The organism is Burkholderia sp. 28_3, assembly GCF_003253915.1.
Taxonomy (GTDB): domain Bacteria; phylum Pseudomonadota; class Gammaproteobacteria; order Burkholderiales; family Burkholderiaceae; genus Burkholderia; species Burkholderia cenocepacia.
The window spans coordinates 927,180-948,924 of record NZ_QKZF01000001.1 but is presented as its reverse complement, the minus strand read 5'-3'; the positions used below and the strand labels follow the sequence as shown (position 1 = coordinate 948,924).

Annotated in this window: 19 protein-coding genes; 7 read left to right on the top strand and 12 right to left on the bottom strand. The window is 67.8% G+C overall.

Going from position 1 to position 21,745, the window contains the following annotated elements:
* Positions 1 to 149: 149 nt before the first annotated feature.
* The 3 genes from DFS13_RS04385 to DFS13_RS04375 all read left to right on the top strand — a co-directional run bounded on the left by DFS13_RS04385 (position 150) and on the right by DFS13_RS04375 (position 4,254).
* Positions 150 to 2,756 carry a circularly permuted type 2 ATP-grasp protein gene (locus tag DFS13_RS04385; protein ID WP_041494541.1) on the top strand — a complete coding sequence of 869 codons (2,607 nt, stop codon included), beginning with the start codon at positions 150 to 152 and terminating at the stop codon, positions 2,754 to 2,756.
* A complete protein-coding gene (locus tag DFS13_RS04380; RefSeq protein ID WP_006495079.1) occupies positions 2,750 to 3,805 on the top strand; it encodes a transglutaminase family protein in 1,056 nt (351 codons plus the stop codon). The genes DFS13_RS04385 and DFS13_RS04380 overlap by 7 nt, the downstream gene beginning before the upstream one ends.
* Positions 3,806 to 3,981: 176 nt before the next feature.
* Positions 3,982 to 4,254: a hypothetical protein gene (locus tag DFS13_RS04375; protein WP_027807048.1), complete on the top strand. Its 273-nt coding sequence runs from the start codon at positions 3,982 to 3,984 to the stop codon at positions 4,252 to 4,254.
* A gap of 68 nt (positions 4,255 to 4,322) precedes the next feature.
* Here DFS13_RS04375 and pip read toward each other — a convergent pair whose 3' ends face one another.
* Positions 4,323 to 5,255 carry a prolyl aminopeptidase gene (gene pip, locus DFS13_RS04370; protein ID WP_006484702.1) on the bottom strand — a complete coding sequence of 311 codons (933 nt, stop codon included), beginning with the start codon at positions 5,253 to 5,255 and terminating at the stop codon, positions 4,323 to 4,325.
* A gap of 325 nt (positions 5,256 to 5,580) precedes the next feature.
* On the opposite strand from pip, the gene DFS13_RS04365 reads away from it, so the two are divergent.
* On the top strand, positions 5,581 to 6,732 hold the full coding sequence (locus DFS13_RS04365; protein ID WP_109342397.1) for an acyltransferase: 1,152 nt from the start codon (positions 5,581 to 5,583) through the stop codon (positions 6,730 to 6,732).
* A 27-nt stretch (positions 6,733 to 6,759) separates the two neighbouring features.
* On the opposite strand, the gene DFS13_RS04360 is transcribed toward DFS13_RS04365, so the two are convergent.
* The 9 genes from DFS13_RS04360 to DFS13_RS04320 form a co-directional block, all read right to left on the bottom strand.
* Complete coding sequence (locus DFS13_RS04360) at positions 6,760 to 7,578, bottom strand: multidrug ABC transporter ATPase (RefSeq protein WP_077021006.1); 819 nt, start codon at positions 7,576 to 7,578, stop codon at positions 6,760 to 6,762.
* A gap of 170 nt (positions 7,579 to 7,748) precedes the next feature.
* Positions 7,749 to 8,189: a lysozyme inhibitor LprI family protein gene (locus DFS13_RS04355; protein ID WP_111441401.1), complete on the bottom strand. Its 441-nt coding sequence runs from the start codon at positions 8,187 to 8,189 to the stop codon at positions 7,749 to 7,751.
* A 262-nt stretch (positions 8,190 to 8,451) separates the two neighbouring features.
* Positions 8,452 to 9,516, bottom strand: a complete 1,065-nt coding sequence (locus DFS13_RS04350; protein WP_048985784.1) for a 2-aminoethylphosphonate aminotransferase — start codon at positions 9,514 to 9,516, stop codon at positions 8,452 to 8,454.
* A complete protein-coding gene (aepY, locus tag DFS13_RS04345; RefSeq protein WP_006484696.1) occupies positions 9,516 to 10,697 on the bottom strand; it encodes a phosphonopyruvate decarboxylase in 1,182 nt (393 codons plus the stop codon). The genes DFS13_RS04350 and aepY overlap by 1 nt, the downstream gene beginning before the upstream one ends.
* On the bottom strand, positions 10,694 to 12,382 hold the full coding sequence (gene aepX, locus DFS13_RS04340) for a phosphoenolpyruvate mutase (protein WP_006484687.1): 1,689 nt from the start codon (positions 12,380 to 12,382) through the stop codon (positions 10,694 to 10,696). The genes aepY and aepX overlap by 4 nt, the downstream gene beginning before the upstream one ends.
* Positions 12,379 to 13,146 carry an NTP transferase domain-containing protein gene (locus tag DFS13_RS04335; RefSeq protein ID WP_006492690.1) on the bottom strand — a complete coding sequence of 256 codons (768 nt, stop codon included), beginning with the start codon at positions 13,144 to 13,146 and terminating at the stop codon, positions 12,379 to 12,381. Before DFS13_RS04335 ends, aepX begins: the two co-directional genes overlap by 4 nt.
* 35 nt (positions 13,147 to 13,181) lie before the next feature.
* Entirely contained in the window at positions 13,182 to 14,183 is a 1,002-nt protein-coding gene (locus DFS13_RS04330) for an HpnL family protein (RefSeq protein WP_006484682.1), read from the bottom strand.
* Positions 14,180 to 14,989, bottom strand: coding sequence for a 2OG-Fe(II) oxygenase (locus DFS13_RS04325; RefSeq protein ID WP_111441400.1), 810 nt, complete (start codon positions 14,987 to 14,989; stop codon positions 14,180 to 14,182). Before DFS13_RS04325 ends, DFS13_RS04330 begins: the two co-directional genes overlap by 4 nt.
* Positions 14,986 to 15,669, bottom strand: a complete 684-nt coding sequence (locus DFS13_RS04320) for a CDP-alcohol phosphatidyltransferase family protein (protein ID WP_006484692.1) — start codon at positions 15,667 to 15,669, stop codon at positions 14,986 to 14,988. Before DFS13_RS04320 ends, DFS13_RS04325 begins: the two co-directional genes overlap by 4 nt.
* Before the next feature lie 650 nt (positions 15,670 to 16,319).
* Between DFS13_RS04320 and DFS13_RS04310 the strand changes: the two genes are divergently transcribed.
* Positions 16,320 to 17,834 carry an acetyl-CoA hydrolase/transferase family protein gene (locus DFS13_RS04310; protein WP_006484688.1) on the top strand — a complete coding sequence of 505 codons (1,515 nt, stop codon included), beginning with the start codon at positions 16,320 to 16,322 and terminating at the stop codon, positions 17,832 to 17,834.
* Between the two features lie 30 nt (positions 17,835 to 17,864).
* Here DFS13_RS04310 and DFS13_RS04305 read toward each other — a convergent pair whose 3' ends face one another.
* Positions 17,865 to 19,394, bottom strand: a complete 1,530-nt coding sequence (locus DFS13_RS04305) for a DHA2 family efflux MFS transporter permease subunit (protein ID WP_109342400.1) — start codon at positions 19,392 to 19,394, stop codon at positions 17,865 to 17,867.
* Between the two features lie 135 nt (positions 19,395 to 19,529).
* On the opposite strand from DFS13_RS04305, the gene DFS13_RS04300 reads away from it, so the two are divergent.
* Entirely contained in the window at positions 19,530 to 19,970 is a 441-nt protein-coding gene (locus DFS13_RS04300) for a MarR family winged helix-turn-helix transcriptional regulator (RefSeq protein WP_006484698.1), read from the top strand.
* A gap of 57 nt (positions 19,971 to 20,027) precedes the next feature.
* A complete protein-coding gene (locus DFS13_RS41140) occupies positions 20,028 to 21,098 on the top strand; it encodes a tetratricopeptide repeat protein (protein WP_111441399.1) in 1,071 nt (356 codons plus the stop codon).
* Between the two features lie 56 nt (positions 21,099 to 21,154).
* On the opposite strand, the gene DFS13_RS04290 is transcribed toward DFS13_RS41140, so the two are convergent.
* Positions 21,155 to 21,652, bottom strand: a complete 498-nt coding sequence (locus tag DFS13_RS04290; RefSeq protein ID WP_111441398.1) for a DUF2938 domain-containing protein — start codon at positions 21,650 to 21,652, stop codon at positions 21,155 to 21,157.
* Between the last annotated feature and the right edge of the window lie 93 nt (positions 21,653 to 21,745).

Sequence of the window (21,745 nt, the reverse complement as noted above, 5' to 3'; positions counted from 1 at the left end):
TCGCCGGAGTGCTAGGATGCGGGCAGACTGCGGCCGCGCGCCGCGGCAGCTTGCCGCCGGTGCGGCGGCGCGCGTGCGCGGCCGCATCCTGACGACGGAACGACATCGTGCCGCCCATTGACCTCGATCATCTCGCCGCCCTCGACGCGATGCCCACGCTTTTCGATACCGGCGCGCAGCCGGACGCCGCCGAACTGGCCGCCGCGCTCGCGGCGCCGGCCGCCGCCGGCCGCTACGACGAACTGCGCGGCAGCGCGGCCGGCCTGAACGCGCCCGCGCTGGCGCCCGCGTGGCGCAGCTTCTTCACGTCGATCGGCAGCGACGGCGTGGCCGACCTCGACCGCCGCGCCGACGCGCTGCACCGGCGCATGCGCGAGAACGGCCTGTTCTACCAGTTGCACGAGCAACGCGCCGGCGACGGCGCGGCCGGGCCGTGGTCGCTCGACCTGCTACCGCTGATCGTCACGCCCGAAGACTGGGTCGTGATCGAGCGCGGCGTGCTGCAGCGCGTGCGGCTGCTCAACGCGACGCTGGCCGATTTGTACGGGCCGCAGACGATCCTGCAGCGCGGGCTGCTGCCGCCCGCGCTCGTCACCGGTCATCCCGGCTACCTGCGCGCGATGCGCGGCGCACGCGTGCCGGGCGATACGTGGCTGCACGTCGTCGCGTTCGATCTCGCGCGCGGCCCGGACGGGCAGTGGCGGATCGTCGCGCAGCACACGCAGGGCGCGGCCGGGCTCGGATACCTGCTCGAAAACCGGCTGATCGTGTCGCGGCTCTTTCCGCGCGGGTTTCGCGGGCTGCGCGTGCAGCGGCTGGCGTCCGCCTACCGTGCGCTGTTGCAGAGCATGCAGTCGCTCAGCCCCGCCGCGAAGAATTCGCGGATCGTGCTGCTGACCCCGGGACCGCACAGCGCGACCTATTTCGAGCATGCCTATCTCGCGCGCTATCTCGGCCTCACGCTCGTCGAAGGCGGCGACCTGACCGCGCGCGACAATCACGTCTTCCTGAAGACGCTGAGCGGGCTCGAACCGGTGCACGGCATCCTGCGGCGCGTCGACGACGCGTGGCTCGATCCGCTCGAACTGCGTCCCGATTCGATGCTCGGCGTGCCGGGGCTGCTGCAGGCCGTGCGCGCGGGCAACGTGCTGCTCGCGAACGCGCCGGGCTCGGGCTTCCTCGAATCGCCGGCGATGCTCGGCTTCATGCCGCGTCTCGCGGAAGGCCTGCTCGGCGAAACGCTGACGCTGCCAGCCGTGCATTCGTGGTGGTGCGGCGAGGCGGCCGCGTGCGACGACGCGCTGCCGCAACTCGCGCGTGGCATCGTCAAGGCATCCTATCCACCCGACGTGCAGGCAGGCGGTGCATTCGAGCCGGTGATCGGCGCGCGGCTCACGCCGGCGCAACTGGCGGAGTGGCGCGCGCGGATTCTCGCGCGGCCCGAACACTACACGGTGCAGGCCGATCTGCCGCTGTCGCAGGCGCCGACCTGGCCGCGGCCCGACGCACCCGACGGCAACGGCAGCGCGCGGATCGTGCCGAAACCGCTCTTGCTGCGCGTGTTCGCGCTCGCCGACGGCGCGCAGCGCTGGCGGCTCCTGCCGGGCGGACTGTCACGGGTCGGCACGCGCGACACGCTGTTCAACGCGCCGATGCCGCGTGGCGGCAGCACCGTCGATACGTGGGTGATGACCGAGGGCATCGTCGATTCGACGACGCTGTTGCAGACGCACCTCGGCCCCGACGATCTCGTCGAGCGGCCGCGTGCGATCGCGAGTCGCGCGGCGGAAAACCTGTTCTGGCTCGGCCGTTATACCGAGCGCGCGACCAACCTGATGCGCCTGGCGCGTGCCGCGCTCGAACGGCTGCGCGGCGAAGACGACGTCGACAGCCCCGCGCACCTCGAACTGATCGACACGCTGTGCCGCGACACCGGGCTGATCGCGGCCGACGCGCCGCACGCCGTCGATGCGCCGCGCGCGTTCCAGCACGCGCTGGCGACATCGCTGACGCGCGGCGCCGATCGCACGTCGGGGATCGCGTCGTGCCTGTTCGGCATGCGCGGCGCGGCTGCCGCGATCCGCGAACGGCTGTCGAGCGATCAATGGCGGTTGATCGACGACGCGACGCAACTGTTCGCGGATAGCGCAGGACAACCGGAAGCGGAGGAGCAGATCGGCAACGACGCGCTGCAGCTGCTGGAACGCCTCGGCCTGCTGCTCGGCGCGATCACCGGTGCGCAGACCGACAACATGACGCGCGACGACGGCTGGCGCTTGCTGTCGATCGGCCGGCAGATCGACCGGCTCGATTTCCTGTGCAGCGTGCTGAAGTTCGCGTTCGACGAAGGAGCCGTGCACCGGCAGGACGGTTTCGAACTCGTGCTGGAACTGTTCGACAGCACGATCACGTTTCGTTCGCGGTTCCAGCGCGGCTTCGACGTCGCGCCGCTGTTGTCGCTCGTCGTGCTCGATACCGACAACCCGCGCTCGCTCGGCTGGGTCGTGCAGGCGCTGCGTGGCCGGCTGACGAAGGTCGAGCGCAGCGAAGGCTATGCGCTGTCGGAGCTGGCCGAGACGATTCCGGATGTGCCTGCATGGTCGCTGCACGAGCTGTGCGAGACCACCGAAGGCGGCCGGCACGACAAACTGCTCGCGGCGCTCGACACGACGGCGAAGGCGGTGTGGGAACTGTCGAACCGGATTGGCGAGCGCTATTTCAGCCACGTGCGCGAAGCGGGCAGGACGCTATGGTGACGACGAAAGGCGTGCCGAAAACGCCGGCCGGTTCCGCCTCCGGTAACGCACGGCAGGCAGCCGCACCGACGGCGGCCGCAAGCGACGCACGGGCTGCCGTCGCGCCGGGCCGGTTGCTGCGCGTCACGCACGACACCGAATACCGTTACGCGGCGCGCGTCGAATCCGCGCAGCACCAGGCACGCCTGCAACCGCTGGCGACGCCGCGCCAGCAGGTGCTGTCGTTCTCGCTCGACATCGAGCCCGCACCGGAATCGGTCGGCACCGAACTCGACGCGTTCGGCAATGCGCGCGCGTCGTTCGCGCTGAACCTGCCGCACGACACGCTGCTGGTGCGCAGCCGCAGTACCGTGCGCGTGACGCCGCCCGTGTGGTCGCTCGGCGCGCGCGGCGAGCCGCCGCCTGCGATCGCGAACCCGGACGCCGCGCATGCCACCGCATGGGAGGCCGTGCGCGAGCGCTTGCGGTTCCGCGCGGGGCAGCCTTACGACCCGGCGAGCGAGTTCGTGTTCGCGTCGCCGCACGTCGCGTGCGACGCCGAGCTTGCCGCGTACGCGGCCGCGAGCTTCACGCCGCAACGGCCGCTCGTGCAGGCGGCATGGGACCTGATGCGGCGCGTGCATGCCGATTTCGCGTACACGCCGAACAGCACCGACATCACGACGTCGGCGCTCGACGCGCTGCGGTTGCGCAAGGGCGTGTGCCAGGATTTCGCGCACGTGATGATCGGCGCGCTGCGTTCGCTCGGGCTGGCCGCGCGCTACGTCAGCGGCTACCTGCTCACGCAGCCGCCGCCGGGCCAGCCGCGGCTGATCGGTGCGGACGCGTCGCATGCGTGGGTCGACGTGTACGACCCGGCGTGGCCCGAGGATGGCGGCTGGCTACAGCTCGATCCGACCAACGATCGGGCGCCGGGCGACGACTACGTGATGCTGTCGATCGGGCGCGACTACGCGGACGTGACGCCGCTGCGCGGTGTGATCCGCGGCGGCGGGGCGGATCAGGAGCTGAAGGTCGGGGTGACGGTTGAGCCGCTCGATGCGGCTTGAGGGTGCCGCCAGGCGGGCTCAGCCGCTTTAAGTCTTCGTTAATTCTGCACGCCTAGCATGGTGATGCCGGCAGCGATTCGGACTCCGGTCCGACGCGCCGGCGGCACGCGCGGGTGCGTCGACGTCACGGCGCCGCGCCGTCGCGCGTCGCCATTTCCATGCAACGGCGGCAGACCATGATCAAGCACTTCGACTACACGCTCGGCAACGAGACGATCGCGCTTTGCGCGAGCTTCGGCGCGGGCCCGGCGTTCCGCCGCGTGCTCGTGAGTCGCGCGGATTCGATGGAGACGCTGGTGGTGCTCGACGCACGCGGGCTGTCGGGCCTGCTGAAGGTGGCGACCGAGGAGCCGGAAGGGCTGCTCGACGACGCGATCCGCAAGGTCGGCGACGAACAGCTCGTCGAGCAGGCGATCAGCGGCCGGACGATCGTCGAAGCGGCGCTGTGATCGGCGGCGCGTGGGCATGCCGGTAGGCATGGCAGCACGCGCCGCGTCGTGTCGCGTTGTTATGTTGCTCAGGCGGCGAACCGGTCCGTCGCCGCGACCAGCGCCTCCAGAATCCCCGGCTCGTTGTACGCATGCCCGGCGCCCGGCACGATCTCGAACGTCGCGTCCGGCCACGCTTTCGACAACTCCCATGCCGTGCGTGCGGGTGTCGCGATGTCGTAGCGGCCCTGCACGATCACGCCCGGAATCCCCGCGAGCCGATGCGCGTCGCGCAGCAGCTGGCCTTCCTCGACGAAGCCCTTGTTCACGAAGTAGTGGTTTTCGATCCGCGCGAACGCGAGTGCGTAGTGGCCGTCCGCGAAGTGCGCGGCGAGCGCGGGATCGGGCAGCAGCGTGATCGTGCGGCCTTCCCAGATGCTCCACGCGCGCGCGGCTTCGAGCTTCGCGGCTTCGTCGTCGCCGGTCAGCCGACGATGGTAGGCGGCCATCAGGTCGCCGCGCTCGGCTTCCGGAATCGGTGCAAGGAAGTCTTCCCAGTGATCGGGGAACAGCCACGACGCGCCTTCCTGGTAGTACCACAGCAATTCCGCGCGACGCATCGTGAAGATGCCGCGCACGATCAGCGCGCTCACGCGTTCCGGGTGGGTTTCCGCGTACGCGATCGCCAGCGCGCTGCCCCACGAGCCACCGAACACCAGCCATTGCTCGGCGCCGACCATCTCGCGCAGGCGTTCGATATCGGCGACCAGGTCCCACGTCGTGTTGTTCTCGAGGCTCGCATGCGGCGTCGAGCGCCCGCAGCCGCGCTGGTCGAACAGCAGGATGTCGTAGCGCTCGGGATCGAACAGGCGGCGATGGTCGGGTCCGCAGCCGGCGCCGGGGCCGCCGTGCAGGAACACGGCGGGCTTGCCGGCCGGGTTGCCGCAGCGCTCCCAGTAGATGCGGTGGCCGTCGCCGGTGTCGAGGTGGCCGTGGGCGTAGGGTTCGATCGGTGGGTACACAGGCAGGCTCCGGGTGAGGGTGGACACGAGGCGGACGAGGCGCGGGCCCGCGTGCGGACGGTACGGTACGGCCTGGATTGCTGCGCCGCAAAATTCGTTGCGTGGGCATCGGACCGGCCGCCGCCGGACAAGGCTTGTCATTATGCCCATTCGCCGCGCCGGACGTTGGCCCGCTGTGGCGCGTGTCGCCGGCGATGTTTGCCGCGCGGATTTTTGAAGCAATTTCATTCCGATATTTTTCATACAAAATCCCGGCGGCAGGTCGGCGTGCCCAGCGGGCGCCGGCCCATTCCCGCTCTTCCACCGTGCCAACGGAAACCAGCCGATGAACCATCGCGTCACGCAGTTGACCGGGTTGCGCGCCGTCGCGGTCGCGATGGTCGTCGTCGGTCATGCCGAGCATGTGCTGCCCGGCGGCTATACGGGCTGGTATGCGCCGTTGCGGCTGATCGCCGACGGCCGGCTCGGTGTGCTGATCTTCTTCGTGCTGAGCGGCTTCCTGATCACCAACGTGCTGCGCGCCGAATTCGCGCGTACGGGTGGCATCGCACTGACGTCGTTCTACGTGCGCCGTGCGTTGCGCATCTGGCCGGCCTGCTACGTGTATCTCGCGGCCGTCGCGATCGTGGCGTTCGTCGGCGGGTTCGACGTCGATCGCCGGCAGTGGCTCTATGCGGCGCTGCACCTGTGGAATTACTCGGCGTGGTTCGGGCTGACCGGCGACAACGCGCTGCATCCGGACGGCGCGTGGTACCTCGGCCATTTCTGGTCGCTCGCGCTCGAGGAGCAGTTCTACTGGTTCTGGCCGCTGCTGTTCGCGTTCGGCATGCGCCGCACCGGCACGCGCTGGCTGGCCACGTTGATCCTCATCGTGCCGCTGGTGCGTGCCATTACGTATTTCGTCGCGCCCGCACTGCGCGGGCAACTCGGGATGATGCTGCACACGGGTGTCGACCCGATCCTGATCGGCTGCTATGCGTCGCTCAACCGCGAACGGCTCGAAGCGTGGATCGGTTCGTGGCGCGGCGAGGCGCGCATCGTGACGGCGCTCGTGTTCGTCGTGCTGCTCGGCATGCCGCTCGCCGAACACCGGCTCGGCGGCTTCTGGAATGCGACGTACGGCGTGACGATCGAAGCCGCGCTGATCGCGATCGTGATCGTCGTGCTGAATTTCCGCAGCGGGTTCTGGTGCGCGCGCTGGTTGCGCGCCGGGCCGGTGGTGTTCGTCGGCACGATTTCGTTCAGTCTCTATCTGTGGCAGCAGCCTTTTGCGAACCCGGGCCTGCCCGTGCCGCATGGGTTTCCGCTCGGTATCGTATGGGCATTGATTGCCGCGACCGCCAGCTATTTCCTCGTCGAAAAACCGTTCCTGAGGCTGAAGGATCGCTATACGGCGCGCGAGGGGCGACGCGTGCGGGACGACGCGTTGCGGATGCCTACGCCGACCGACGCGATCGGGGCGAAGGCGGTGGAGTAGGCGGGCGGGGCGGCGATTTCCCCGGCCTTAATTGAAGCGCTTCATCGCGGCGGGTGAGTACCAGAAGTTACGGAACATATCGATGCCGTACGACTTGCCGTCGTAGTGGACGATCGTGCGTGCCGTGCGCTTGCCCGTATCCGAGTAATCGCCGTTCTTGCGCTGCGTCTTCGTGATGTGCGCCGTGATCGACAGGTCGGCGAAGCCGTGGCTCGACGTTTTCTCGACGGCGATCGTCATGCGGGCCGCTTCGCTGCGCGCATCGCCCGCACCCGGCCCGCAGGCGTCGCCTTCGACGCTGACCCAGCCGTACAGATTCGTGCCGAACACGGGGCGGATATGGCCGCCTTCACGCACCCAGAGTGTCAACTCTTCACCGGTGTTCGCATCCGGGCAACTCGGCCCACGCGCGCTGCTGGTAAACACGACGCCGAACGCACGCACGTCGGGCGACAGCCGATAGGGCGCCGTATCGATGCGGTAGCTGTTCTCGTCGATCTCCGTCACCACGTCCTCTTCGACCACCGATCGATCGGCCGCCACGACCTTGCCACCTTCGACGAGCGCGACGACCTGCAGCTTTTTGCTTTCGTCCGGGTTCTTGCTCTTCGGCAGCGAATCGAACGCGACGGCCGCGATCGTCGTTTCCGGTGCGTTCGGCATGACCTTGCACGACGACGCGACGACGAGCCGGTCCGCGTCGCGCGTGGCGATGCGTGCGTTCGCAATGCCGGCCCAGCGGGCGATGGCTGTCACGGTTTCGTCGCTGCAAGGCTGGCTGTCGGCGGCGTGAACGATGGGGGCGGCGGCGAGTGCCAGCAGCGGGGCGAAGCGCAGGATGCTCATTATTGTCCTCGGAAATGTTTCTTCATGGGTGTTCGTGGGCGTCGCCTCTGACCGGGCGGAGACTTTCAGCAATCCCGTTAGCGAACGTTCGCAAGCCGTTATTTGACTCGCTGAGCGTCAACGTTCTCTATGTCCTGATCATGCTGCTTTTATCCAGCACCGAGCTCATCCTAGCTAACCTGCTTAAGCCACGTGTTTAATTGACGCGTACGATCACGCGTTCTTTCGATTTCGCAAGTCAGTAGATCAAGATTACGATCCGCGCCTGCCTCGTTTATCAGATACCAAGCAGAACACTCGTTGTCGATAAAACGGAGCCATTGCCGCTGAGCCTCGATGAATTTCGCCTTGAGTGTCGGATAGTTGACGTACTCGTCACGTGGCCGAGACAGCGATTTCAAAACCTTTCGGTAAGTGCGGTTCAATTCGTCGTCGGCTTGCTGCAACTCATCCTGACTACGCTGCAGCAAACACTCCGGCACCACGCTGTCAGGTGCGCAACTCTGCGCTTGTGCAGCGGCGACTCCAGAAAATGTCAGCACCATGGAGACGCCGAGCATTGCGCGACGGAAGCGGGAACCCGATACGTGGATAGGAATTTTTGCTCCCATTTTTGTTTTCTCCTTGATATGGCGATCGATGGATTCCCGGCGTCGATCGCGTTCGACAGCGTCGTCTGAAGCGCGTATCGTCGACTTGCTTTAAAGAGGCGCGATCGGATTTGGAAAAACCGATTGTCTGGGAATGACGCGGCCATGTCGAGTGACTGAAATGCGCGAATGCCGACAACGTGTCCCATGTTTCCCCAAATTTGCAAATAACAATAAAAAAGGCCCTTGCGGGCCTTTTCGTAGACGAAGGTGCGGACAACGCTCACCGCGTCAGCGCCGTAAACCCTTCCAGCAACCGCTCGACATCGGCCGCCTGAATCGCGCCCATCGTCGAGATCCGGAACAGTTCCTTAGACAGCCCGCCTTGCCCCGCATAAATCACGAAGCCGCGCGCCTTCAACCCGTCGTGCAGCGTCTCGTACGTGACACCCTGCGGCAACCGATACGCACGCAGCACGACCGACGACGCACCTTCCGGCAGCACCAGCGGCATCCCGCGCGCAGCAAGCCCTGCCTGCGCCTGATCGGCAAGCGCCTTGTAATGCGCATGCCGGGCACGCCAGCCGCCAGCCTCGTCAAACTCGCGCAACGCCTCGACGAGCGCGTAATACGCATGCACGGAAGGCGTAAACGGCGTATTGCGCTGATCCTGCAGCTTCGCGAGCCGACCGAGATCGAGGTAGTAAGTCCGGCTTGCGGCCTTCGTGAGCGCACTGCGGCGCACGATCACGAACGCCGCGCCCGGCACGCCGTGCAGGCACTTGTTCGCGGTCGCGGCAACCGCATCGATGACGCCGCCGGCGAAGTCGATCGCTTCCGCGCCGAAGCTGCTGACGCCGTCCACGAGCATCTTCACGCCGCGCGCACGGCACACTTCTGCAATCGCGCCGAGATCGTTCAGCCGGCCCGTCGTCGTTTCATGATGGATCACCGCGACGTGCGAATACCCGCCCGCATCGAGCTTCGCCCCGATCTGGGCGAGATCGGGCGCCTGCATCCATTCATGCTTCAACACGTCATGCGCGATGCCGTACTGCGTCGCAATCTGCGTGATCCGCTCGCCGTACACGCCGTTCTCGATCACGAGCAGCTTGCCGTCCTGCGGCACGAGCGCCGCGATCATGCTCTCGACGGCGGCCGTGCCCGAGCCCGTCATCAGTACGGCCGCCCATTCGGCCGGATCGAGTTCGTACGCGGCGACGAGGCGCGTGCGCGCTTCATCCTGCAGGTCGAAGAATTCGCTTTCGCGATGGCACAGATCGGGTTGCAGCAGGCTGCGGCGCACGCGTTCGGTGAGCGTGACCGGGCCGGGGTTCAGCAGCAGCATCAATGGGCTCCTTCAACGTGGGCTTCGGTCTGCGCGGCGCCGATGTGCCGCATCAGACGGGTCTTGACCTCGACCGGCGTGACGGTCGGGCGGGGCAGGCCGTCGGGCACGCCCGTGCGGATCGCCACGCGGACGAATTGCGCACCGTCACTCGTTGCGGCGAGCGTCGCATCGAGCACGTCGAGCGTATCGCCTTCGACCGCCGACGCGTAGCCGCAGGCGGCCGCGACGCCGGCGAACGACACATGTTGCGACACCGTCGCCTGGCCGCCCGTCGATTCGTGCGCGCCGTTGTCGAGCAGCACGTGCGTGAGGTTGGCCGGGCCGTAGGTGCCGAGCGTCGCGAACACGCCCATCCGCATCAGCGCGGCGCCGTCGCCGTCGACGGCCACCACGCGCAGGTCGGGGCGCGCGAGCGCGAGGCCGAGCGCGAGCGGCGTCACGCAGCCCATCGAGCCGACCATGTACAGCTGGTTCGGGCGATCGTCGAGCGCATAGAGCTCGCGACCGCAGAAACCGGTCGACGCGAGCACGACGGTCGAATCGACCGGCGTATGCGCGATCACGCGCTGCAGCGCGTCGTGACGGGTCGGCCACGCGTCGGTCGATGCGGCGCGCGACGCCGATTGCGCGGCGACGTGCGCACGCGGCTTCGCGGCCGGGTTCGCCTTCAGTTCATACGGCGCAACGCTGCCTTTCTGCATCACGAGCGCGTACGGGCGGCCCGTCGCGTCCATGTGCGCGATCGCGCGGTCGAGTGCCGGGCCGACCTGTTCGGGGTCGGTCGGGAACGTCTCCCACGGGATCTCCATCGTGTCGAGCATCGCGGGCGTGATCGGTCCCATCAGTGCGTGCTGCGGCTCGTCGGCCACGCCCGGCTGGCCGCGCCACGTGACGATCAGCAGTTGCGGCAGGCGGAACGTCCAGGTCAGCGACGTGAGCGGGCTCACCGCGTTGCCGAGCCCCGAGTTCTGCATCATCGCGATTCCGCGCTTGCCGCCGAGCGTTGCACCCGCGATCAGCGCGACCGCGTCGCCTTCGTTCGCGGCCGATACGTAGTGCAGCGTCGGGTCCTGCAACACGTAATTGATGAACGGCGTCAGGTACGAGCAGGGTACGCCCGCGTACCAGTCGAAGCCGCGTTCGCGCGCGGCCTCGACGAACTGGGCCGCTTCGATCATTGCGCGCCCCCGTTGCCGGCGCCCGGCTCGGACAGCGGCGTCTGGCCGTGCGCGAAGTCGCCCGCGCGGCGGAAGTCTTCCAGATCGTTGACGCCGCGCCAGTGGCCGTGCACGTACTGCACCTCGATCTTCTCGCCCGCGGCGACCAGCTCGTTGAGCAGCGACGGGATGTCGAGCGTGTCGAAATCAGGGCGCGCCTGCAGCGTCGCGAGCATCGCCTTCAGCCGGTCGACGCCGGCGCCGCGCACGTTCAGCAGACCGATCCAGCGGCCGTGCGGGGTGCCCGCGGCGACGTCGCTCGATACGCGTTGCAGGTAGGTCTTCTGGCCGAACAGGCCGCGATCGTCGGCCGCCGAGCAGAGGGCGAAGTCGCGCACGCTCTGGTTCGTCGACTCCGTGAGCGACGAATCGACCACGACGCTGAATTCGGCTTCGCTTTCCGCGAGGTCGCGCACGATGTAGCTGCGGAACAGCAGGTCGCCGTACGAGATCACGGTGTCGCCGGTCAGGCGTTCGGCCGCGCACGCGAGCGACGCGAGCTCGCCCGTCTGCGCATGGCGCTCGTTGACGACGAGCTTGATGCCCGACGTGTCGATCGCGTCGGCGCGATAGCCGCCGACCACGGTGATGTCGTTCACGCCATGCGTCTTGAAGCCGTCGACGAGCCAGCGCAAGAGCGGCTTGCCGGCGACCGGCAGCATGACCTTCGGCTTGTCTTCGGTCACGGCTTCCAGGCCCTTGCCGCGGCTCGCGGCGAGCACGATCGCGGCATTCGACGCACGCGACGACGACGACAGGTAGATGCGCTCGGCCGCCGAGTATTCGTCGGCGTCCTGCAGGCGGAAGATCTCGTTGACCGATGCGACGCGGTCTTCGACGTTGATCAGCGTTTCGCTCTCGTGGATCTCGCGCGCGGTCGCCTGCATTGCGGAGGCCGACGCGCGGATCAGGTGGTTCGCCCAGATCACGGTGCTGATGCCGGCCTGGCGGAACACGTCGGTCGGCGTGCTGTAGTACTTGGTCGGCACGATCACGAGCGGCGCCTTGCCGCTCCATTCGCGCGCGAACTGCAGGATCTCGTCGGGGCGCGACAGCTTGCTGTGGATCAGGATCGCATCGGCGCCGGCTTCCGCGTACGCGTTCGCGCGGCGCAGCGCCTCGTCCATCCCCCAGCCGGCGATCAGCGCTTCGACACGCGCGACGATCGAGAAGTCGGGATCGGTCTGCGAATCCTTGCCGGCCTTGATCTTGCCGCAGAATTCGTCGATTTCCGCAAGCGGCTGGCGCTCGCCGCCGATGAAGCTGTTCGTCTTCGGGAACTGCTTGTCCTCGATGCAGACGCCGGCGATGCCACGCTGTTCGAGCTTCTTCACGAGGCGGCGCACGTTGTTGAAGTTGCCGTAGCCGGTGTCGCCGTCGAGCAGGATCGGCAGGTCGCTCGCGTCGGCCATGAACTCGAGCACGTCGACGACCTGGGTCCAGCTCGCTTCGTTGTTATCGCGTACGCCGAATTGCGCGGAGATCGCGAGGCCCGACGCCCAGATCCCCTTGAAGCCGGCCTCGCGGACGATCCGCGCGGACAGGCCGTTGTGCGCTTCCATCAGGAATTCGAGGTCGCTGCTGACGAGCATGCGGCGCAGGCGCGCGCTGCGCGATTCGGTGAAGTTGGGTTCGCGTGCGTTCATCGTGCGGCTCCTGCGGTGGTGCGTTGAATCAGGGGAAGGATGTCTTGCGTCGCGCGGGCGACGTCGTTCGGGAAGTCGATCTCGATCCACGGCGAACCGGTGACGTCGGCGACGTCGAACGAATGGCCGCCTTCGAGCAGCAGGTCGCGTACGGCTTCCTCGTGCGGCATGTTCGCGCGGCCGCTGTCGACGTAGCCCGCGACGATCGTCGCGAGGCGGCGCGCGGTGCCTTCGGTGAAGCGGAAGAAGCCGACCGATTCGCCGATCGTGTCGTAGTCGAGATCGACCGCGAGCTGCTTGCGCAGCTCGACCGGCACGCCGTTCTTCAGGCACAGCTTGACGGGCTCGTCGCCGGCCTCGAAGTCGCGGTCGATCAGCAGGCGGTCGACCGCCTGGTCGGCATCGGCCACCAGCGCGTGCAGGATGTTCTCGTCGTACAGCACGTCCGCGTCCATCAGCAGCACGTCGCCGCCGCGCGTCATCGCGTCGGCGACGGTATGCACGGTCAGCACGCTGCCGAGGTCGTAGCGTTCGTTGATCACGATTTCGGCCTGGCGGCCGAGACGCTTCAGTTCCTGCTCGACCTTCTCGTGCTGAAAGCCGAGCCCGAGCACGATCTCGTCGACGCCCGCGGCGTCGAGCACGCGCAGATGGCGCTCGAGCAGCGACACGTCGTCGAAGCGCAGCAGGCACTTCGGGAACTGCGCTTCGGGCGGTTGTTGCAGGCGCAAGCCGAGGCCTGCCGCAAGAATGATGGCTCGCATGGGTTCTCCAACCAAAAAGCCGGCGATCTGAACGATCAGTCGGCGAGCGGCTGCGGCGCACGGCGCCGCTGCCAGTTTCTTTCACTGAAATGCAGATAGAGCAGGCCGGGCAGGCCGAGCGCGAGTTCGCGCGCGCGCTTCGCGAGCGACAGCGCAAGCGCCGCGTCGGGCGGCAAGCCGACCAGCGGCGCGAGCAGCAGGTAGCCGCCTTCCTGCGCACCGAGCGAGCCCGGGATCGCGAAGGCCGCGCCGCGGATCGCCTGGCCGACGCTTTCCAGCAGCAGCGCGTCGAGCCAGCTCACCGGATGCCCGAGGAAGTGCAGCGCGAGCCACACTTCCGCGGTGCCGACGATCCAGCCGACGAGACTCAATGCGAAGGTCTTCGCGACTTTCGCGCGATCGCGGTACAGCGCGCCGACCGCGTCGTCGATCGCGTCGGCCCGCGTGGCGAGCGACGACCAGTCGCGCGGGCCGAGCAGTTTCGACGCGAGGCGCAGGCCGCGGCCGAACAGCCCGCGCCGCTGCGCCAGATAGAACATCACCGCGAGCGCGCCGAGCACGCCGGTGGCGATCAGCGCGGGCGTACGCAAGTGCGCGACCGATTCGTGCGTCGCATACAGGCTGAACGCGGCGATCCCGATCAACGCGAACGCCATCTGCGCGAGCGCCTGCATCGTCGTGCCGACGGTCACGGCGGCGGCCGCGTCGGCCATCCGCGTGCCGCGCTGCGCGAGGTGGCGCACCATCAGCACGGGGCCGCCGATCTGCCCGGCGGGCAGCAGGCTGTTCACCGATTCGCCGACCCAGCGCGCGCGCAGCGCGTTGCCGAGTTCGGCGCCCGGCTGCCCGCGGCGGAACATCACGGAGATCGCGAACGCATCGATCACGAGCGGTACGACGTGGAACGCCGCGACGAGCGCGAGGCCCCAGCCGGCCGCGAGGAACGTGGACGCGACCGCGCCGACGCCCTGCCAGGCCAGGAGTGCGATGAAGAGTGCGGTCCCGAGGGACAGCAGGATGAGGCCGGCGCGTGTCATGACCCGGTCGTGCGTCGCGTCGCCAGTTGCTTGAACACCTGGCGGAAACCGAAATACGCGATCGCATCCTTCATGTTCGAGATGAAGCGCTTCCACGGCCGCATGCCCGGGTTCGTCACGTATTCGAACGTGAGCGACACGCGCATTTCGTTCTGGCCGAGCGGCGTGATGCGGTGGCGCAGCTTGTCGCCGTCGAACAGCACGATGCCGCCGTCGGCGATCTGCACGGAGCCCGGTTCGTCGGCGACGTCCGGGTTGCGCGTATGCAGCTCGTAGTCGAGCCGGCACGACGATTCGTCGATCACGCCGATCAGCAGCGTGTAGCGCCGGCCGTCGTAGTACGACGTGTCGTAGTGCCAGCCGATGTGGTCGCCGGGCTTCGTGTAGTAATACAGCGCGTACGCGTGCGGATCGTCGTCCGGCGACAGCATCAGCTTGTCGCCCGTGATTTTCTCGAGGAAGCCGATCAGCGCCTTCGAGCGATACAGCTCCGCGATGTACGGCGCCTGCTCGTCGATCGTATGGCGGCTCACGCTGCCGCCCTGCTTGTGGCCGGGCAGATAATTGCGGTTCAGGCCGGCCTGCATCGCGCGGGCGGCGTCCGCCAGCTTCGCGTGCGCGTCGGGCGGCAGGAAGGCGTCGAGGTAGAGGAACGAGCCCTGGCGCGTGTAGTCGCCGCGCAGGCGGTCGAGGTCGAGCTGGCCGACGCAGTCGGCCACGGTGCGATCGGGATCGGCCGCGGTCGCGCGCACGGGCGCGGGGCGTGCCGGGCTCAGCACGGTATCGTCGCGCGTGCTAGAAGTCATTTGGAAGCCTGGATTTCAGAGGGGTTCTGCGGAACAGTGCTGCCGCGGCGCACGATGCGCCACCAGTCGATCACGACCCATGCGGCGAACAGCGGGGCGCCGATCGATGCGGCGAGCAGGAACGGCTCGACGCCGTCGACGAGCGTCACGATCGGCAGCAGGTACAGCACGTCTTCGGTCTCGAAGCCGCCGGCGAACGCCTGCTTGGTACCGGCCTTGCCGGCGATCGATTCGATCCGCATGCGCAGGAAGAAAATCAGCGCGACGGCCGCGCCGGCCACCGCGCCGAGCAGCACCGGCGACGCGGCCATCTGGCCGCCCTGGGCGACGATGCCGACCCCCATGCTGACGAACAGCGCGACCGTGACGAGCGCATCGGCCGCCAGGTCGTAAAAATGACCGATCTTGCTGGATTTGCCGCTGATGCGCGCGAGCTCGCCATCGGTGTGGTCGACGAAGTTCGACAACACGATCAGGAACGCGCCTGCATTGCTCCAGCCGAAGCCGCCTTGCGCGAGGCACCAGGCGCCGGCGAGGCCGATCAGCAGACGAAGGGTGGTGAGGTGATTCGGGGTGACCGGCGTATCGACGAGCGGTCGGACGAGCGAGCGCGCGAGCCGCGCATCCCAGGTGCGTGGCAGCGGTGGCTCGGGGCGTGTGGCGGTTTTTCTTTGGTCCATCGGCGAAATATATACGGAATTGTAATTTGTTGCTTTTTATTCGATCAATGTCCTGACATGCGGGAGTGTTACGGCGTCTTGCGCGCATCGGCCGGTTCAAAAACGCACGTGCGAACGGGGCGGCCGACGGGGTGGCCGGACTCGTCTTCCAGTGTGGTCCGCATCGCGCGACTGTCAAGGCCGGACGGGCCTCGCAGGCCGGCGAGGCGGTGTTTTTCGCGTCGGTCGGCGGGCGGCGCGCAACGCATGCGACCTTGATCTCGGTCAGGCCCGGAAAAGCCGCATCGGGCGACAATCGGCCGCGCCGGGCAGGTATCGGCCATTACCGAGCCACAGGTCGTCAATGTCGACGGAAATCCGTCGATTGAAGCGCGCGGCGCGGTGATCGGGAGCCCGCGATTCGCGTCGATGCTTTCGCGCACCTTTCGCGTGCATGCGGCGCGGGCGAATCGCCTGTCACAGAACGGTCGTTCGATACCCGGCAAATCCGGCAAGGATCTTTTGCATCCAGCGGACATTTCGCGGCGATGGCCTCTGCGATACTCCGACCGTGCCTGTGGTGCCGGCCGCCCCTGGCGGCCCCAAGGGCTTCATGTCGCTCAGGAGACACCCCCCGCGACGTCAACAGATCAAAGCGTCAGAAACCAGCCATGTCTTCATCACGCATCCTCGCTCCCGCCCTGCGTTCGCTCGTCCGCACCGCCGACGAAGCCGCCGCGCTGATCCGTCCCGGCATGACCGTCGCCATGAGCGGCTTCACCGGGTCGGGCTATCCGAAGGCCGTGCCGGCCGCGCTCGCCGCCCACATCGATGCGGCGCACGCGCGCGGCGAGAACTTCCGGATCAACGTGCTGACGGGCGCGTCGACTGCCCCGGAACTCGACGGCGCGCTCGCCCGCACCGACGGCATCTCGATGCGGCTGCCGTACCAGTCCGACCCGACGTTGCGCGACAAGATCAACGGCGGCGAAGTCGATTACCAGGACGTCCACCTGAGCCACGTCGCGCAATATGCATGGTTCGGGCTGTACGGCGATCTCGACGTCGCGATCGTCGAAGTCGCGGGCATCCGCGAGGACGGCCTGCTGATCCCGTCCGCGTCGATCGGCAACAACAAGACCTGGCTCGAGCGCGCGAAGCACGTGATCCTCGAAGTGAACGCGCGCCAGCCGCTCGGCCTCGACGGGATGCACGACATTTATTACGGCACCGCGCTGCCGCCGCATCGCAAGCCGATTCCGCTGACGAAGAGCGACGACCGGATCGGCGAGCCGTACCTGCGCTGCCCGGCCGACAAGATCGTCGCGATCGTCGAGACCGACGCGCCCGATCGCAGCAATGCATTCACCGCGCCGGACGCGACGTCCAAGCAGATCGCGCTGCAACTGATCGACTTCCTGCGTCACGAAGTGAAGCGCGGCCGCCTGCCGGAAAACCTGCTGCCGCTGCAGTCGGGCGTCGGCAACATCACGAACGCGGTGCTCGCGGAACTCAGCTCGGCCGGTTTCTCGAACCTGACGGCCTACACCGAGGTGATCCAGGACGGCATGCTCGACCTGCTCGACGACGGCACGCTGAGCTTCGCGTCGGCCACCGCGCTGTCGCTGAGCCCGGCCGCCGTGCAGCGTTTCGCCGACGAGATCGCGACGTTCCGCGAGAAGATCGTGCTGCGCCCGCAGGAGATCAGCAACCATCCGGAGCTCGTGCGCCGCCTCGGCTGCATCGCGATGAACGGGATGATCGAAGCCGACATCTACGGCAACGTGAACTCGACGCACGTGATGGGCACGAAGATCCAGAACGGCATCGGCGGCTCGGGCGACTTCGCGCGCAACGGCTACCTGTCGTGCTTCATGTCGGCGAGTACCGCGAAGGGCGGGGCGATCTCGCGGATCGTGCCGATGGCGAGCCACGTCGACCATACCGAGCACGACGTCGCGGTCGTCGTCACCGAGCAGGGGCTGGCCGACCTGCGCGGCCTGTCGCCGAAGCAGCGCGCGCGCAAGATCATCGCGACCTGCGCGCACCCCGACTACCGTCCGATGCTCGAGGACTACTTCGAGCGCGCGTCGCGCGACAGCTTCGGCAAGCACACGCCGCATCTGCTCGCCGAGGCGCTGTCGTGGCACGAGCGCTACGTGCGCACCGGGACGATGAAGGCCTGACGCGGCTGCGGACGGGCGCATGCGCGCCCGTCAGTCCATCGCCGCGTGCGCGACGTCGACGCTCGCCGTTTTCTGCGGCGGGCGGATCAGCAGCAACAGCGGAATCATCAGCAGCGTCGCGACGAACATCAGCTTGAAGTCGTTCAGGTACGCGATCATCGTCGCCTGCTGGTTGAGCGTGCGGTCGAGCAGCGCGAGATCGACGCGGCTGCCGGCGATCGCCTGCACGGCCGGGTTGAACGGCGTGACGTGCGTCGCGAGGTCGGCATGCGCGACCTGCGTGTTGCGCGTCATCAGCGTCTGCACGATCGAGATGCCGATACTGCTGCCGATGTTGCGCATCAGGCTGTAGGTGGCCGTGCCGTCCGCGCGCAGTTCGGGCGGCAGCGTCGAGAACGACAGCGCGCTCAGCGGCACGAACACGAGCCCGAGGCCGAAGCCCTGGATCACGCCGGGCCACACGATGTCCGCTTCGGACAGCACGACCGTGTACTGCATCATCTGCCACAGCGCGAGCGCGGAAATCGACAGCCCCGCGAGCAGCAGCATCCGCGCATCCACGTATTTCAGCAGCCTGCCGACGAACAGCATCGCGATCATCGTTCCGGCGCCGCTCGGCGCGGTGACGAGGCCCGTCGTCGCGACCGGGTAGCCCATCAGGTTCTGCAGCATCGGCGGCAGCAGCGCGCGCGTCGCGTACAGCACCGCGCCGACCACGAAGATGAACAGCGTGCCCGTCGCGAAATTCGGGTCGCGCAGCAGTTCCGACTTGAAGAACGACGCCTTGCCGACGGTCGCCGTATGCGCCAGGAAGAACGCGAAGCCGAGCGCCGCGACGAGCGCCTCGATGCGGATCTCGTACGAACCGAACCAGTCGAGCTGTTCGCCGCGGTCGAGCATCGCCTGGAACGCACCGATTGCGAGCGCGAGCGTCGCGAAGCCGAATGCGTCGAATTTCACGTGCGGACGCGGCGCGCGCGCCGGCAGGAAGGTCATCACGCCGGCGAGCGCGAACGCGCCGATCGGCACGTTGATGAAGAACACCCAGCGCCAGTTGTAGCTGTCGGTGAGCCAGCCGCCGAGCGTCGGGCCGAGGATCGGGCCGACCATCACGCCCATTCCCCAGATCGCCATCGCCTGGCCCTGTTTCTCGCGCGGGTTGATGTCGAGCAGGATCGATTGCGACAGCGGCACCAGCGCCGCGCCGAACACGCCCTGCAGCAGCCGCGCGCCGACGATCTGCACGAGCGTCTCCGACAGCCCGCACAGCGCCGACGCCACCGTGAAGCCCGCGATCGACACGATCAGCAGCCGCTTCACACTCAGCCGGTCGGACAGCCAGCCGGTGAGCGGCGTCGCGATCGCCGCGGCGACGATGTAGGAGGTCAGCACCCACGTGATTTCGTCCTGCGACGCGGACAGCGTGCCCTGCATGTGCGGCAGCGCGACGTTCGCGATCGTGCTGTCGAGAGTCTGGATCAGCGTGGCGAGCATGATCGACAGGGTCAGCATCGGCCGGTTCAGGGCGGGCGAGGCGGGGGCGTCGGCGGCGGGGTTCAAGCGGGTGTCTCCGTGGGACGGTCGCCGTGGGCGGCGATCCGGTATGGCACAAATTATAAGCACGCTTATTATATAGCCGCTTATCGCCAGGTCGCGAGCCGCGGGCCGGTTCCGGCTTGACCCTATAATCGCCGCATGGACAAGACCTATGAGAACCGGATCGGTTACCTGATCGCCGACGTGGCGCGCCTGAACGGGCGTCTGTTCGACCGGCGCGCGAAGCGCATCGGGCTGACGCGGGCGCAAAGCCGCGTGCTCGCGTACCTGACGTGGAAGGGCGAGATGAACCAGGCGCGGCTCGCCGAATGGCTCGAGATCACGCCGATCTCGCTCACGCGGCTGCTCGACCGGATGGAAAGCTATGGCTGGATCGAACGCATGGCGAACGACGACGACCGCCGTGCGTTCGTGATCCGGTTGACCGACAAGTCGCGCGAGATCTTTCCGCAGATGCTGGAAGTGGGCGATACCGTCGCCGACGACGGCCTGCGCGGCTTCACGCCCGACGAGCGCGAGACGCTGGTGCGGCTGCTCGGGCGCGTGCGGCGCAACCTGATCGACTGCGGCGGCGAATGACGCGGGCGCCCGGTCGGGGCGCACCGCTTGCAACCACAAAAAAGAGAACACCGAGAGATGATCCAGGCCCGACGAATCGGCCGGAAGGCCGGTATTGCGATCCTGATCGCGCTCGCAGTCGTACTGATCCTCGGGATCGGCATCGTCTGGCTCGGGCACGACGATGCGCCCGCGGCCTTCGACGCGGCGATGGAGAAGGCGAAGCGCGGCGACCTGGACGGCGAATTCGACGTCGCGCTGATGTACGAGCACGGCGACGGCGTCGAGCAGAATCCCGCCGAAGCCGCGAAATGGTATCGGCGGGCCGCCGACCAGGGCGATGCGGCCTCGCAGAACAACCTCGGCACGCTGTACGAAACCGGCGTCGGCGTCGAGCAAAGCCGGGCGGAGGCCGTGAACTGGTATCGGCGTGCGGCCGCACAGGGCCACGGCAATGCGTTGTGCAATCTCGGTCGCGCATACGAGCACGGCGAAGGCGCGCCGCAGGATAGTGCGGAAGCGGTGCGGCTTTACCGGCGTGCGGCCGAACAGGGCCTGCCCAGGGGGCAACTGTATCTGGGGTTGATGTACGACGCCGGGACCGGCGTGCCGCAGGATGCCGCGGAAGCCGCCAAATGGTATCGACGCGCGGCGGACCAGGGCGATCCGCAGGCGCAGAACGCCCTCGGCTACCTGTACGACAGCGGGCGCGGCGTGAAGCAGAGCGACACCGACGCATTCAGCTGGTATCGACTCGCCGCGGAGCAGGGCTACGCGAACGCGCAGAACAATCTCGGGCTGATGTACGAGAACGGGCAGGGCGTGCGCCAGGACGACGTCGAAGCGGTGAAATGGTATCGGCTGGCCGCGGCCCAGGGTGTCGCGACCTCGCTGTTCCGGCTGGGCGTGCAGTACTACTCGGGTGGCGGTGCCGGGCACGATCCGATCGCCGCGAACGCGCTGCTGGGCCTGGCTGCCGCCGCCGGCGAGACGCGCGCTCAGGCGTACCTCGATCAGGGCGCGAAGCTCACCGCGCCGGCCGATATCGAGAAGGCCGCCCGGCTAAGGGCCGAGATGAGCCGGCCGGGCAACCTGCTCGACGCGCTCGATCGCTACGAGGACACGGGGCAGCGCGGCGACGGCGGCTGATCTCGTCGGTTTGCTGGAGACGGACAGGCGCGTCTGGGGATACGCCGGCGCGCAGCTCAACGGGTCAGCGCCGCGAGCAGGTACGCCGCGAGATACAGCCCCACCCCGTACGACAGATGCGTGACGAGGCTGCGCCGGCGCGCGACGCCCGGTTGCGGCGTGCGTGACGCCGCGATGCCGAAGCCGAACGCCGGCTGCATCACGAAGAACGGGGCGACCACGCTTGCGAGTCCGGCGACGAGTGCGGGGAGCGGCGTCGGCGCATCGATCCACGTCGGGCCGGCGATCAGCACGGGCAGTGCCGCGAGCGCGATGCCGATCGCGTAATGCGCGATCCAGCCGAGCGCGCGTTCGCCGGCCACTGGGGCAGCGGTGCTGATCGACGCATGGCGGAACCGGCCGTGCGTCATGTGGCCGAGCCAGCGGCCGACCAGCGCGTAGTCGAGCGACGGAATGCCGAACGCACGCCGTCGGAACAGCGTCCACAGGTCCATCAGGAGCGTGGCGCCCGCGCCGATCAACAGCAGCTTGAGCAGGACGTCGGACGGGCTCATCGCGCACCTCCGCAGCGAGCGATGACGGCGATGCGGCACGGCGGAATGCGACGCGGGTTCAACGGTTTCATGGCGGTCCGGCTTGTCTTTATG

Bases quoted from the DNA above. Each gene is read 5' to 3' on its own strand.
- DFS13_RS04385 (WP_041494541.1), top strand. From the start codon at position 150: ATGCCCACGCTTTTCGATACCGGCGCGCAGCCGGACGCCGCCGAACTG.
- DFS13_RS04380 (WP_006495079.1), top strand. From the start codon at position 2,750: ATGGTGACGACGAAAGGCGTGCCGAAAACGCCGGCCGGTTCCGCCTCC.
- DFS13_RS04375 (WP_027807048.1), top strand. From the start codon at position 3,982: ATGATCAAGCACTTCGACTACACGCTCGGCAACGAGACGATCGCGCTT.
- DFS13_RS04365 (WP_109342397.1), top strand. From the start codon at position 5,581: ATGAACCATCGCGTCACGCAGTTGACCGGGTTGCGCGCCGTCGCGGTC.
- DFS13_RS04360 (WP_077021006.1), bottom strand. From the start codon at position 7,578: ATGAGCATCCTGCGCTTCGCCCCGCTGCTGGCACTCGCCGCCGCCCCC.
- DFS13_RS04355 (WP_111441401.1), bottom strand. From the start codon at position 8,189: ATGGGAGCAAAAATTCCTATCCACGTATCGGGTTCCCGCTTCCGTCGC.
- DFS13_RS04350 (WP_048985784.1), bottom strand. From the start codon at position 9,516: ATGCTGCTGCTGAACCCCGGCCCGGTCACGCTCACCGAACGCGTGCGC.
- aepY (WP_006484696.1), bottom strand. From the start codon at position 10,697: ATGATCGAAGCGGCCCAGTTCGTCGAGGCCGCGCGCGAACGCGGCTTC.
- aepX (WP_006484687.1), bottom strand. From the start codon at position 12,382: ATGAACGCACGCGAACCCAACTTCACCGAATCGCGCAGCGCGCGCCTG.
- DFS13_RS04335 (WP_006492690.1), bottom strand. From the start codon at position 13,146: ATGCGAGCCATCATTCTTGCGGCAGGCCTCGGCTTGCGCCTGCAACAA.
- DFS13_RS04330 (WP_006484682.1), bottom strand. From the start codon at position 14,183: ATGACACGCGCCGGCCTCATCCTGCTGTCCCTCGGGACCGCACTCTTC.
- DFS13_RS04325 (WP_111441400.1), bottom strand. From the start codon at position 14,989: ATGACTTCTAGCACGCGCGACGATACCGTGCTGAGCCCGGCACGCCCC.
- DFS13_RS04320 (WP_006484692.1), bottom strand. From the start codon at position 15,669: ATGGACCAAAGAAAAACCGCCACACGCCCCGAGCCACCGCTGCCACGC.
- DFS13_RS04310 (WP_006484688.1), top strand. From the start codon at position 16,320: ATGTCTTCATCACGCATCCTCGCTCCCGCCCTGCGTTCGCTCGTCCGC.
- DFS13_RS04300 (WP_006484698.1), top strand. From the start codon at position 19,530: ATGGACAAGACCTATGAGAACCGGATCGGTTACCTGATCGCCGACGTG.
- DFS13_RS41140 (WP_111441399.1), top strand. From the start codon at position 20,028: ATGATCCAGGCCCGACGAATCGGCCGGAAGGCCGGTATTGCGATCCTG.
- DFS13_RS04290 (WP_111441398.1), bottom strand. From the start codon at position 21,652: ATGAGCCCGTCCGACGTCCTGCTCAAGCTGCTGTTGATCGGCGCGGGC.